This is a genomic window from Herminiimonas sp. GW821-FHT09C12 (assembly GCF_059416385.1).
Window position 1 is genome coordinate 437,268 of record NZ_JBWKPC010000001.1, and the last position, 12,536, is coordinate 449,803.

Annotated in this window: 12 protein-coding genes; 8 read left to right on the top strand and 4 right to left on the bottom strand. The window is 53.2% G+C overall.

Annotation, left to right across the window (positions count from 1 at the left end; genetic code table 11):
* Window positions 1-83 precede the first annotated feature (83 nt).
* Together tgt and queA are read right to left on the bottom strand one after the other, a co-directional pair.
* On the bottom strand, window positions 84-1,211 hold the full coding sequence (tgt, locus tag AC07N2_RS02055) for a tRNA guanosine(34) transglycosylase Tgt (RefSeq protein WP_076592455.1): 1,128 nt from the start codon (window positions 1,209-1,211) through the stop codon (window positions 84-86).
* Window positions 1,205-2,230 (bottom strand): tRNA preQ1(34) S-adenosylmethionine ribosyltransferase-isomerase QueA, encoded by a 1,026-nt coding sequence (queA, locus tag AC07N2_RS02060; RefSeq protein WP_494776784.1) that lies wholly within the window; start codon window positions 2,228-2,230, stop codon window positions 1,205-1,207. Before queA ends, tgt begins: the two co-directional genes overlap by 7 nt.
* A gap of 213 nt (window positions 2,231-2,443) precedes the next feature.
* Between queA and recG the strand changes: the two genes are divergently transcribed.
* From recG to AC07N2_RS02095, 7 genes are all read left to right on the top strand, one after another.
* A complete protein-coding gene (recG, locus tag AC07N2_RS02065) occupies window positions 2,444-4,564 on the top strand; it encodes an ATP-dependent DNA helicase RecG (protein WP_494776785.1) in 2,121 nt (706 codons plus the stop codon).
* Between the two features lie 35 nt (window positions 4,565-4,599).
* The gene (locus AC07N2_RS02070) at window positions 4,600-5,547 is read left to right on the top strand and encodes a LysR substrate-binding domain-containing protein (protein WP_494776786.1); all 948 of its coding nucleotides are present in this window, start codon (window positions 4,600-4,602) and stop codon (window positions 5,545-5,547) included.
* Window positions 5,548-5,612: 65 nt separating this feature from the next.
* Window positions 5,613-6,467, top strand: coding sequence for a 4-hydroxybenzoate octaprenyltransferase (gene ubiA / locus AC07N2_RS02075; protein WP_494776787.1), 855 nt, complete (start codon window positions 5,613-5,615; stop codon window positions 6,465-6,467).
* A 14-nt stretch (window positions 6,468-6,481) separates the two neighbouring features.
* Complete coding sequence (locus AC07N2_RS02080) at window positions 6,482-7,918, top strand: DHA2 family efflux MFS transporter permease subunit (protein WP_494776788.1); 1,437 nt, start codon at window positions 6,482-6,484, stop codon at window positions 7,916-7,918.
* A gap of 43 nt (window positions 7,919-7,961) precedes the next feature.
* Window positions 7,962-8,603 (top strand): DJ-1/PfpI family protein, encoded by a 642-nt coding sequence (locus AC07N2_RS02085; protein WP_494776789.1) that lies wholly within the window; start codon window positions 7,962-7,964, stop codon window positions 8,601-8,603.
* Between the two features lie 15 nt (window positions 8,604-8,618).
* The gene (locus AC07N2_RS02090) at window positions 8,619-9,119 is read left to right on the top strand and encodes a GNAT family N-acetyltransferase (protein ID WP_494776790.1); all 501 of its coding nucleotides are present in this window, start codon (window positions 8,619-8,621) and stop codon (window positions 9,117-9,119) included.
* Between the two features lie 211 nt (window positions 9,120-9,330).
* Window positions 9,331-9,744 carry an RcnB family protein gene (locus AC07N2_RS02095; protein ID WP_494776791.1) on the top strand — a complete coding sequence of 138 codons (414 nt, stop codon included), beginning with the start codon at window positions 9,331-9,333 and terminating at the stop codon, window positions 9,742-9,744.
* Between the two features lie 80 nt (window positions 9,745-9,824).
* Here the strand turns inward: AC07N2_RS02095 and proC are convergent, their stop codons facing one another.
* Both proC and AC07N2_RS02105 read right to left on the bottom strand, forming a co-directional pair.
* Window positions 9,825-10,649 (bottom strand): pyrroline-5-carboxylate reductase, encoded by an 825-nt coding sequence (gene proC, locus AC07N2_RS02100; RefSeq protein WP_494776792.1) that lies wholly within the window; start codon window positions 10,647-10,649, stop codon window positions 9,825-9,827.
* Window positions 10,639-11,343 (bottom strand): YggS family pyridoxal phosphate-dependent enzyme, encoded by a 705-nt coding sequence (locus tag AC07N2_RS02105; protein ID WP_494776793.1) that lies wholly within the window; start codon window positions 11,341-11,343, stop codon window positions 10,639-10,641. The genes proC and AC07N2_RS02105 overlap by 11 nt, the downstream gene beginning before the upstream one ends.
* Window positions 11,344-11,439: 96 nt before the next feature.
* Here AC07N2_RS02105 and AC07N2_RS02110 point away from each other — a divergent pair, with 96 nt between their 5' ends.
* Entirely contained in the window at window positions 11,440-12,483 is a 1,044-nt protein-coding gene (locus AC07N2_RS02110; protein WP_494776794.1) for a type IV pilus twitching motility protein PilT, read from the top strand.
* The last annotated feature ends 53 nt before the right edge of the window (window positions 12,484-12,536 follow it).

Sequence of the window (12,536 nt, forward strand, 5' to 3'; positions counted from 1 at the left end):
CCAGGTTGTAGTAATAAATGGTCGGTTATTTTAGCACTGGAAAATTGCTTTTCCCGTCTAGACGGTCTTTCGTGGAAGAAAGTTCAGGCTCCGCGTGCGCGATCTTCATGGAATTGCTTCACAAAGAGCTGGAATCGGCCCTCGCTAATCGCCTCCCGCATCTCGCGCATCAGGTCCAGATAGTAGTGCAAGTTGTGGATAGTATTCAGTCTTGCACCAAGAATTTCGCCAGTACGATGCAAATGATGCAAGTAAGCACGCGAAAAATTGCGGCAAGAGTAGCAGCCACAGGTTTCATCCAGCGGCTTCTTGTCATCCTTGTAACGTGCGTTCTTGATCTTGATATCGCCAAAACGGGTGAACAACCAGCCATTGCGCGCATTACGCGTCGGCATCACGCAATCGAACATATCGATGCCGTTGGCCACGCCCTGCACCAGATCTTCCGGCGTACCAACGCCCATCAGGTAATGCGGCTTGTTGGCAGGCAGACGCGGGCCGATATGTTCCAGCACACGCATCATGTCTTCTTTCGGCTCACCGACCGACAAACCGCCGATCGCCACGCCGTGGAAATTCAGTTCCTCCAGGCCAGCCAGCGACTCGTCACGCAGGTTTTCAAACATGCCACCCTGCACAATGCCAAACAGCGCATTCGGGTTTTCCTCACGATTGAATTCGTCCAGCGAGCGTTTAGCCCAGCGCAAGGACATGCGCATCGATTTAGCCGCTTCTTCGGTGGTAGCCGGACGGCCGTCGATTTCATACGGTGTGCATTCATCGAACTGCATCACGATGTCGGAGTTCAGGATGCGCTGGATCTGCATCGATACTTCCGGCGACAGGAATAATTTATCGCCGTTGATAGGCGAATTGAAATGCACGCCTTCTTCAGTAATCTTGCGCATCTCGCCCAGCGAAAACACCTGAAAACCACCGGAGTCAGTCAGGATAGGTTTATCCCAGCCCATAAAATCATGCAAACCGCCAAACTTGGCGATAATGTCATTGCCCGGACGCAACCAAAGATGGAAGGTATTACCGAGGATGATCTGGGAATCGATTTCTTTCAATTCCAGCGGCGACATCGCCTTGACCGAGCCGTAAGTACCGACTGGCATGAAGATAGGCGTTTCGATCACACCGTGATTCAGCGTCAGTTGGCCGCGACGTGCGTTGCCGTCAGTTTTAAGTAATTTGAAATTTAGCATGATGGCATTCTGGTCAAAAACATCGCGTCGCCGTAACTGAAGAAACGATAACGTTGGGAAATAGCGTGTTGGTATGCAGCACGAATAGTGTCATAGCCGGCAAACGCCGACACCAGCATCAGCAGCGTCGACTTCGGCAAATGGAAATTGGTAATCAGGCGCGTCACTGTCTTAAAGGTATAGCCCGGTGTGATGAACAGTCGAGTATCGGCGCTACCGGCTTGCAAGACGCCACTTTGCGAGGCCGATTCCAGCGCGCGCATGCTGGTGGTGCCAACCGCAACAATATTACCGCCGGCAGCTTGCGTCGCCTGCACCGCATCCACGGTTTGCTGCGAGATGGTGTACCACTCGCTGTGCATATTGTGTTCAGCCAGATTCTCATTGCGTACAGGCTGGAAAGTACCCGCGCCTACATGCAAAGTAACGTAGGCCAGTTGCACACCTTTCGCCGTCAAGGCGTCCAGCAACGCTTGATCGAAATGCAAACCCGCGGTCGGTGCAGCCACTGCACCCGGCGTTTTCGCGTACACGGTTTGATAACGTGTTTCATCGTAGGCATCGGCCGCATGTTCGATATACGGCGGCAAAGGCAAACGACCGTGCGCCTCTATCAACTCGAATACATCGTCAGGGAATTGCAATTCGTAGAATTCGCCCACGCGCTCGCCGACTGTTACATCAAAGGCATCGGCCAGACGTATCTGCATGCCGGCGACTGGTGACTTGGAAGCACGTATCTGTGCATGCACATTGCGCGCATCCACTACGCGCTCGATCAGCACTTCCACTTTGCCGCCGGTTTCTTTCACACCGAAGAAGCGTGCCTTCAGCACGCGCGTGTCATTGAAAACCAGCAAATCGCCAGGCGACAGCAAGTCGACGATATCGGCAAAGTTGCGATCTATCATTTTGTCTGGAGCGACGTGTAGCAGACGCGATACGCTGCGTTCAGCCAAGGGAGTTTGCGCAATCAAGTCTTGCGGCAAATCGAAATCGAAATCGGAAAGAGAATACATGTGGCTAATAGTTGAAGACATCGGTTTTACGGTCCGAGGTGTGACGCATACAAATTTAATCTGTTTATATGCAATCGCGCTGCAGAACTGCTATGGTTGCAAAGCTTGCCGGATCGGCACTTTCATGTGATGCAATACGCAAGACATGAAGTCATCGCTGTAGTCATCACAAAACCCGCTATTTTACGCCCTGCCGCCCATTTTCGGCCTGATATGCCTGTATTGAAGAAAAAGCCCGCACCTGTTGCCAAAAAAGCCACCAAATCAACAACGGCGGCGGCACCCACACGCGCTGAAAAAATCGACGACAAATTGATCAAGCTCGGCCTGCGCTCAGACATGGACAAGGTCCTGCATCTGCCCATGCGCTACGAGGACGAAACCGAGATCAAGAGCATCAGCGCAGCCGGTTTCATTTTTGGTCGTGCAATACAGGTCGAAGGTGTCGTAACTTCCTGCGAAGTCGCATTCCGCCCGCGCCGCCAACTGGTGGTGACGATCTCCGACGATACCGGTCAGTTGGTGATGCGCTTCCTGAATTTTTACGGCAGCCAGGTCAAACAAATGGCCGAAGGCAATCGCGTACGCGCACGCGGCGAAGTGCGCCACGGCTTCTTTGGTGCGGAAATGGTGCACCCCAATTACAAGATGGTGATCGAAGGCGCGCCTTTGCCTGCCGCGCTGACACCGGTTTATCCGTCCGGCGAAGGTCTGTCACAAACCGTGCTGCGCAAAACCGTCATCGACGCAATGACGCGCATCGAATGGCGCGATACGCTGTCTGACACATTACGCAACTCGCTGGACTTGATGTCATTCGAGCCAGCGGTACGACTGTTACACAACCCGCCGCCCGATATCGATGAAAGCGCACTGGCTGATCGCTCACATGCCGCCTGGGTGCGCATGAAGTTCGACGAATTGCTGGCGCAACAGCTATCGATGAAACGCGCGCAAATGGCGCGACGCGCCAAAGGTGCTGCAGTGCTGCCAAAAGTCGGCACCTTGTCGAAAGCCTTCCTCAAGCAACTACCGTTTTCATTAACCGGTGCGCAACAACGCGTGCTGGAAGAAATCCGTGCCGACCTCAAGCAATCTTTCCCTATGCAACGCTTGCTGCAAGGCGATGTCGGTAGCGGCAAGACCGTGGTCGCAGCATTGGCTGCAGCGCAAGCTATCGACAGCGGCTTTCAAGCTGTATTAATGGCACCGACCGAGATACTCGCTGATCAGCATTTCCGCAAAATCGCCGGCTGGATGGAACCGCTGGGCGTGAACGTCGCGTGGCTGACCGGCAGCTTGAAGAAGAAAGAAAAGCTGGAAGCCAAGGCTCGTATCGAATCTGGCGAAGCGCAACTGATCATCGGTACGCATGCGCTGATACAGGAAGACGTATTGTTTTCCAAATTAAGCTTGGTGATCGTCGATGAGCAGCACCGCTTCGGCGTCGGCCAGCGTCTAGTCCTGCGCAACAAAGGTCTGGACAACAACGTCTCGCCACACAAACAAAAGATTCCGCATCAATTAATGATGTCTGCCACACCGATTCCACGTACTTTGGCGATGACTTACTACGCCGATCTGGAAGTCTCCGTCATCGATGAATTGCCACCTGGCCGTACACCTATCGTGACACGCGTGATCGATCAGAATCGCCGCGATGAAGTGATAGAGCGCGTACATGCTGCCGCGCTGGAAGGACGGCAAGTATATTGGGTCTGCCCACTGATCGAAGAATCGGAAGCGCTGCAATTGCAAACGGCGACCGACACGCATCTAACCTTGGTCGAAGCATTGCCAGACTTGAGCGTAGGCTTGGTACACGGTCGCATGAAGCCGGCCGAGAAACAACAAGTGATGGATGCCTTTACACGTGGCGAGATACACGTGCTCGTGGCTACCACCGTCATCGAAGTCGGCGTCGATGTTCCAAATGCATCGCTGATGGTGATCGAACATGCAGAACGTTTTGGTCTGTCACAGTTGCACCAATTACGCGGACGCGTAGGGCGCGGCTCCACCGCCAGCGTGTGCCTGCTGCTGTATCAGGGTCCGCTCGGGCAAGTCGCCAAACAGCGCTTGGGCATCATGCGTGAATCGACTGACGGCTTTGAAATTGCACGCAGGGATTTGGAAATCCGCGGTCCCGGCGAATTCCTTGGCGCACGCCAATCCGGCCAGGCCATGCTGCGTTTTGCCGATCTGGAAACCGATCAATGGCTGGTCGATAGAGCGCGCGACCTTGCGCAAGTCTTGCTGCGTGACGACCTGGCAACCGTCGAAGCGCACCTGGCGCGTTGGCTCGGCGCACGTGAGGACTACCTGAAGGTATAAAATAGGCTACTCGTACCGGCCCAGACAAGAAGATCATGACGCTTACCGAACTCAAATACATCGTTGCCGTCGCACGTGAAAAACATTTTGGTCATGCGGCAGAAGCTTGTCACGTCGCCCAGCCCACATTGTCAGTCGCCATCAAGAAACTGGAAGATGAGCTGGGCGTCACGCTCTTTGAGCGCGGCGGCAGCGAAATTTCGATGACGCCACTAGGCGTACAAATCGTTGCACAAGCCGAACGCGTGCTGGAACAAACCGCCGCCATCAAGGAAATCGCCAAGCAGAACAAGGACCCGCTGGTCGGTCCTTTCCGCCTCGGCATCATTTATACAATCGCGCCTTACTTGCTACCGCCGCTGGTAAAAACGCTGATAGATCGCGTGCCGCAGATGCCCCTGGTATTGCAGGAAAATTTCACCGTCAAATTGCTCGACCTGCTGCGTCAGGGTGAACTGGATGCCGCCATCGTCGCGTTGCCCTTCCCTGATCAAGGCTTGCTGGCACAGCCGGTATACGACGAACCGTTTATCGTCGCTGTGCCAAAAAATCATGCGTGGGCGAATCGCACTAGCGTCAGCACCGACGATCTGAAATCGGAAACAATGCTCTTGCTCGGCAACGGCCATTGCTTCCGCGATCAGGTGCTGGAAGTCTGTCCGGAAATGTCGCGCTTCTCCACTTCCGGTGATGGCATTGCACGCACCTTCGAAGGCTCTTCGCTGGAAACCATACGGCACATGGTTGCCTCCGGCATAGGCATCACTGTTTTGCCGCAAGCATCGGTACCGGACATGCAAGCCAAGGATGGCATGTTGCGTTACATCCCGTTTGAAAAACCAGGACCGTCGCGTCGCGTCGTGCTGGTATGGCGCAAAAGTTTCACACGCGGCGCCGCTATCGAAGCTGTCCGGCAAGCATTGTTGTCTTGCGATTTGCAAGGCGTGACGATGCTGCCACATGAACCACTGTCTGAAGCCTGATACTGAAGCTTAAAATTTAGAACATCAGGCTGCTCTCTTATTCCTGTACAACCGAACACCGCTAGATGAACCGCCTCCAACTGTATTTTCGCCTGATCCGCCTCGATAAACCGATAGGCATTTTGCTGCTGTTGTGGCCAACTTTGTGGGCCTTGTGGCTGGCATCAAATGGCAAACCGGATTGGACGCTGGTCGGCATTTTTACGCTGGGCACGATTTTGATGCGTTCAGCTGGTTGCGCCATCAACGATTACGCGGACCGCGATTTCGATAAACATGTGCAGCGCACAGTCGATAGGCCGATCACCAGCGGCAAGATCAAACCCTATGAAGCTTTATTGGTTGCACTGGTATTGACGCTAATCTCATTCGCACTGATCTGGCCGCTCAATACCTTGACCAAGCAACTCTCCATCGCGGCGGTCATCATCGCGGCCAGCTACCCCTACTTCAAACGTTTCTTTGCAATCCCGCAGGCTTATCTCGGCATCGCATTCGGCTTTGGTATTCCGATGGGTTTTGCGGCGGTGCAAGGCACGGTGCCGGCAGCAGCATGGTGGCTGTTGGTCGCCAATGTTTTCTGGGCAGTTGCTTACGATACCGAATATGCGATGGTTGATCGTGAAGACGATCTGAAGATAGGCATGAAGACATCGGCGATCACCTTCGGTCGCTTTGATGTTGCTATCGTCATGCTTTGTTACGCAGTTACCTTGGGCTTGATCTTCATCGTCGGCTGGCAATTCGGTTTGCGAATTTGGTTTGTAGCCGGCTTGCTGATTGCAGTTGCCTGCGCGATTTATCACTACACGCTAATACGTGAGCGCGAACGCAACGCGTGCTTTGCCGCCTTCCGTCATAACAACTGGTTAGGTGCTGCCATCTTTGGCGGCGTTGCACTCGATTACTTATTGCGCTAATCACGCACTCATCCATGCCTCCTCCATCATCAGCGCCTAGCACTAGCGACCCTAACGTCAAACGCTATTTGCCTTGGGTAGTAGCGATTGCGCTGTTCATGGAGCAGTTGGATTCCACCATTATCAACACCGCTATTCCTTCGATGGCGGCCAGCCTCAATGTCACACCATTGAGTCTGAAAGCGGTGGTCAGTTGCTACATTCTGAGTCTGGCTGTTTCCATTCCTATCAGCGGTTGGATGGCAGATCGTTTTGGTACACGACGCGTCTTCAGTACCGCCGTAGGCTTGTTCACGTTTGCATCCATACTCTGCGGCTTGTCGACGAGTGTTCCCATGCTGGTGGCTGCACGTATCCTGCAAGGCTTCAGCGCAGCCATGATGATGCCGGTCGGACGCTTGACCGTCATACGCACTTTTCCCAAATCTGAATTACTGGCGGCGATGAATTTCGTCATCATCCCGGCATTGATCGGCCCTTTGCTTGGGCCAACAATCGGCGGTTTGATCGTGCACTGGCTGCCGTGGCAAGCCATCTTCTTTGTGAACGTGCCGATAGGATTAGCGGCGCAATGGATGATCCATAAGCACATGCCGGACTATCGTTCGGATGCGCCACGGCCGCTGGACGTCATCGGTCTGGTGCTGTTTGGCTCCGGCATAGCGTTGCTGTCATGGATACTGGAAATATTTGGCGAACACTATCTTGATGCGACTTCGACCGCTATTTTGTTTCTGATATCTATCGCGCTGCTCGCGACTTATTGCCTGCATGCGCGACGCACTCTGCATCCGCTGCTGCAACTCGCGCTGTTTAAAACACGCACCTTCCGCGTTTCTGTCGTCGGTGGATTCATTACGCGCTTAGGCGTAGGCGGCCTGCCCTTTCTGCTTCCCTTGCTGTATCAAATCGGCTTGGGACTGCCTGCATGGCAATCAGGATTGATGATGATGCCGACAGCTGCGGCGGCAATGGCAATGAAGTTGATTTCGGTCAAAGTGCTGGGACGCTTCGGCTATCGCAAAGTCTTGATCGTCAATACCGTGATGATAGGCGTCACGATCTGCATGTTTTCCATCATCACACCGACCACGCCTATTGCAGTAATTCTGCTACTCGGCTTGGCACAAGGCTTTTTCAATTCACTGCAATTTTCCAGCATGAATTCGATGGCTTACGCGGATATCAAGGTCGAAGATTCCAGCATGGCCAGCACCATTGCCAGCTCGATGCAGCAGATGTCGATGAGCTTCGGCCTGGCGTTCGGCTCCATCATCGCGGCATGGTATCTCGGCGACTTGCCACAATCCGATCGTGCGGCCGTCGTCAATGCCCTGCATCACGCCTTCCTTACCTTGGGTGGTTTGACGATACTGTCTTCGCTGTCGTTCTGGACGCTACGCGCCAATGATGGTGAAGCCGTCAGCAAAGGACACGTATCAACACAGTAATTTTTTGCACTAAAAATAAACCACAATATTCTGGAGACTATTCATGAATCGCAAACGAGTCGGTATTGTCATTTTCGATGATGTTGAAGTGCTGGATTTTTGCGGCCCGTTCGAAGTGCTTTCGGTCACGCGTATCAACAACGAACGCAGGCGCGAAGAACCATCGCCATTTGAGGTACTGCTAGTGGCGCAATTCGATAGACCTATTACGACAACCGGCGGCATGAAGGTTCTTCCCGACACGACATTCGATCAATGTCCGCCTCTCGATATATTGCTGGTTCCTGGCGGCTGGGGCACACGCAGCGAAATGAATAACGAGACGATGCTGTCATTTGTCACTGCACGCGCAGCAGAAGTAGAAACGCTGACCTCGGTTTGTACCGGTGCTTTAATTCTGGGCAATGCAGGCTTGCTGAATGGCTTGCGCGCCACCACACACTGGCGCTCGCTCGCATTGATGCAGGAACGCTTCCCGCAAGTGACGGTTGATTCTGTTTCTCAGGTAGTGGAACAAGGCAAGGTCATTACCTCGGCTGGCATCTCGGCTGGTATCGATATGGCGCTGACTATAGTGAAGCGATATTGTGGAGAAAACATTGCGCGTGCGACCGCGCGTCACATGGAATATCCATACCCGGAATCGAATGTGCGACGCGTTCCTCTTGAGCCAGCAGCACGATAAAGTCATCGTCAGTAAATGATCATACGTCCCGAACAACACGGCGATATTCAAACCATCGCTGATGTCACGCGTGCAGCTTTCGCTGATCATCCGCACAGCGATCACTATGAACAATTCATTATCAATGCCTTGCGGGATGCTGGTGCCCTATCGATCTCTCTGGTGGCAGAAATTGATGGTCAAGTCGTAGGCCACATTGCCTTTTCGCTTGTCAGCATTTCTGATGGCAGCAGCAATTGGTATGGCCTTGGCCCTGTGTCTGTTTTACCGCAATGGCAAAAACAAGGAATAGGGAAAACATTGATCAATCACGGATTGGTTTTATTAAAAGAAAACCATGCGCAAGGCTGCGTCTTATTGGGCGAGCCTGAGTACTACCGTCGGTTTGGATTTCAACATAACGCCAATTTAATTCTGGAAGGCGTGCCACCAGAATATTTCCTGGCCCTGTCCTTTGACGGGGAACGTCCCAAAGGCAATGTTCATTACCACGCAGCCTTCTCCGTTCAAAGCTAAGGTTAAAGAGACATCTCCTGCGGCAATGCCTCTCGGCAACATCAGGCGACTACTTTAGTTTTGTCATTGGGGAATTAAATGCCAATTTTATATCTAACAAGGTAGCACTCAAGAAGATGTAGGGCGCAGCTCCTTCAGCCTATTAATCCATGGGATTGACAGAGTTATATCGACGGCGCAGAGTGTATTCCCGCCATTCAAAGGAGCAGATATGAAAAGCAAAATCATTATTTCTTCGATCATGGTAATGACTATGGCTGCAAGCAGCCTAGCATTCGCCCAAGGCTATGACCGTCGCAACGACCGTGACCAGCAACAAATGCAACGCGGTGGTCCAGGCGGCGATCGCGGCCCAGGTGATCGCCATGATAATCGACGCGATGATCGTGGCAATAACCGTCACGATGACCGTCGCGATGGTCGCGGTGCCGGTCCAAGTCATAACTTCTACAAAGGTGATCGCCTTTCCGGCGAATATCGCAACAGACAATATGTGGTGAACGACTGGCGTAGTCACCGTCTGAATCCACCACCTCGCGGTTACCAATGGGTGCAAACCGGTGGTGACTATGTGCTGGTCGCGATCGCAACCGGCATCATTGCGCAAATTCTGCTCGGCCATTAAGCAACAAAACTATCTGCTCTGACGCATTACCGCAGGCCTGAAGTTTCCACGAAACTTCAGGCCTGTGTCTTTAGCAGCACTCAGTCCTGACCGAACTCTTCGCCCAAAGCCTGTCCACGCGCTGCGGCCGCTTTCATTGCTGCGATAATGGACTGCTTGACGCCGCTATTCTCCATACTCGTCAATGCCGCGTAAGTCGTCCCACCTTTTGACGTCACACGCTCACGCAATACCGCGATTGGATCTGTCGCTTGTGCCGCCAATTGTGCCGCGCCGACAAAGGTTGAAATCGCCAAGGCATTACCTTGTTCTGCCGTCAGCCCCATCTCTTGCGCGGCTTGCTGCATCGCTTCGATGAAATAAAACACGTATGCCGGACCACTACCCGATACAGCCGTGACAGGATCGATCAACTTTTCATCATCCAGCCAAACTGTCTCGCCCACTGCGCGCATGATGGCATCCGCTGCGGCATGTTGTTCCTTGCTGACACCAGCGGTTGCAACCATGCCGGTCACGCCTTTGCCTATCAAGGCTGGCGTATTCGGCATCGTGCGCACAATGGCTGTGTGCCCTTTCAACCAGCGTGACAAATCCACTGCGCGAATACCGGCAGCTATCGACAAGATCAACTGCGCTTTAACGTGTGGCACCAATTGCGCGACCACACCTTTCATTTGTTGCGGCTTGACGGCCAGCACGATGACATCGCTGCCGGCTATCGTCGCATCTATTTCCGCTGACGTTTTAACGCCGAATTGCTGTTGCAGTCTCGCCAATGAATCGACATTGATATCGACCACATGAATGTTGTCCGCCGCAGTTAATTTTCCGGCCAGACCACCGATCAAGGCAGCAGCCATATTGCCGCCACCGATAAAGCTGATTTTCAGATTATTTTGCATAGTCCCTGGTTCCAAAAATTGCAGAGCCTATCCGCACGATAGTGGCACCTTCGGCTATCGCCGCGGCCATATCGCCAGACATCCCCATTGATAATGTATCGAGCGCCAACCCCTCGGCGCGTAATTGGTCGAACAATGCATGCAACTGCCGAAACGGTGCCCGCTGTTGTTCTGCATCGCCTTCCGCCTCCGGTATCGCCATCAAGCCACGCAAACGCAAACGTGGCAAAGCGACGATCGCTTGTGCGACGGCGCTCACGTCTGTCGGCAAGACGCCACTTTTACTCGCCTCGCCACTGATATTGACCTGCAAGCAGATATTCAAAGGCGGCAAATCCGCCGGACGCTGCTCGGAAAGCCTGTGTGCGATTTTTTCCCTATCGACTGAATGCACCCAGTCGAAGTGTTCAGCAATCGGACGCGTCTTGTTGCTCTGTATCGGTCCGATAAAGTGCCACTCCAGCTCCAGATCGGGGCGCGTAGCCTGCACAGCCGCTATTTTCTCCAACGCTTCCTGCAGGTAGTTTTCCCCAAAAGCGGCTTGCCCGGCCTCCGCCGCCGCGATCACGGCATCCGCACCAAAAGTCTTGGATACCGCCAGCAATTCAACGCCGTGCACGTCGCGTTGCGCGCTGTTCGCAGCGTCGGTGATACGCTGACGCACAGCTTGCAAGTTTTGGCGTATTACAGACATAATCAAAGTTCTTTTAAAGCATCATTAATCGTCACGATACCATCGGTATCACGCATAGTGCGACTCACCTTTTTGAAGCAGGCTCAGGGATTATAAATGGACATTTCAGAACTACTTGCGTTCTCGGTCAAGAATAAAGCATCCGATCTTCATTTATCCGCCGGCTTGCCTCCAATGATTCGTGTGCACGGCGATGTGCGTCGTATCAATTTGCCACCGTTAGAGCACAAAGATGTGCACGGCATGATCTATGACATCATGAACGACGGTCAGCGCAAAGTGTATGAAGAAAGACTGGAAATCGATTTTTCCTTCGCCATTCCCGGCTTGGCACGCTTCCGCGTCAATGCCTTCAATCAGGATCGCGGTGCGGCTGCAGTACTGCGTACCATTCCTTCCAAAATTCTGAGCCTGGAAGATTTGAATGCGCCGAAGATTTTTACCGAGCTGTCATTAAAACCACGCGGTCTGGTACTCGTCACAGGGCCAACTGGTTCCGGCAAATCGACGACGCTGGCGGCGATGGTCAATCACGTCAATGAAAACGAATACGCCCACATTCTGACGATTGAAGATCCGATTGAATTCGTCCACGATTCGAAAAAATGTCTGATCAATCAACGTGAAGTCGGCCCGCATACGCACTCGTTTGAAAACGCATTGCGCTCGGCGCTGCGCGAAGATCCCGACGTCGTTCTGGTTGGTGAGTTGCGCGATCTGGAAACCATACGTCTTGCCTTGTCGGCCGCAGAAACTGGTCACTTGGTATTCGGTACACTCCACACATCATCTGCTGCGAAAACTATAGACCGTATCATCGACGTCTTCCCTGGCGATGAAAAAGAAATGGTGCGCGCGATGTTGTCCGAATCCTTGCAAGCCGTCATCTCGCAAACCTTGCTGAAAACAAAAGATGGCACAGGTCGCGTAGCAGCACATGAAATCATGCTCGGCACGCCAGCGATCCGCAATCTGATACGCGAAGCGAAAATTGCACAAATGTATTCGGCCATCCAGACCGGCTCCAACGTCGGCATGCAAACGCTGGACAGCAATCTGACCGATCTCGTTCGTCGCAACATCATTTCAAATGCAACGGCACGCGCTGCTGCCAAGACGCCGGATAACTTTCCTGGATGACGGCGGGGTTGCGCAAAGCATGCTTTGCGCCGCCTGAATCTGAGCAGCTTGCA

Coding starts and splice junctions, on each gene's coding strand:
- tgt (WP_076592455.1), bottom strand. CDS start 1,211: ATGCTAAATTTCAAATTACTTAAAACTGACGGCAACGCACGTCGCGGC.
- queA (WP_494776784.1), bottom strand. CDS start 2,230: ATGTATTCTCTTTCCGATTTCGATTTCGATTTGCCGCAAGACTTGATT.
- recG (WP_494776785.1), top strand. CDS start 2,444: ATGCCTGTATTGAAGAAAAAGCCCGCACCTGTTGCCAAAAAAGCCACC.
- AC07N2_RS02070 (WP_494776786.1), top strand. CDS start 4,600: ATGACGCTTACCGAACTCAAATACATCGTTGCCGTCGCACGTGAAAAA.
- ubiA (WP_494776787.1), top strand. CDS start 5,613: ATGAACCGCCTCCAACTGTATTTTCGCCTGATCCGCCTCGATAAACCG.
- AC07N2_RS02080 (WP_494776788.1), top strand. CDS start 6,482: ATGCCTCCTCCATCATCAGCGCCTAGCACTAGCGACCCTAACGTCAAA.
- AC07N2_RS02085 (WP_494776789.1), top strand. CDS start 7,962: ATGAATCGCAAACGAGTCGGTATTGTCATTTTCGATGATGTTGAAGTG.
- AC07N2_RS02090 (WP_494776790.1), top strand. CDS start 8,619: ATGATCATACGTCCCGAACAACACGGCGATATTCAAACCATCGCTGAT.
- AC07N2_RS02095 (WP_494776791.1), top strand. CDS start 9,331: ATGAAAAGCAAAATCATTATTTCTTCGATCATGGTAATGACTATGGCT.
- proC (WP_494776792.1), bottom strand. CDS start 10,649: ATGCAAAATAATCTGAAAATCAGCTTTATCGGTGGCGGCAATATGGCT.
- AC07N2_RS02105 (WP_494776793.1), bottom strand. CDS start 11,343: ATGTCTGTAATACGCCAAAACTTGCAAGCTGTGCGTCAGCGTATCACC.
- AC07N2_RS02110 (WP_494776794.1), top strand. CDS start 11,440: ATGGACATTTCAGAACTACTTGCGTTCTCGGTCAAGAATAAAGCATCC.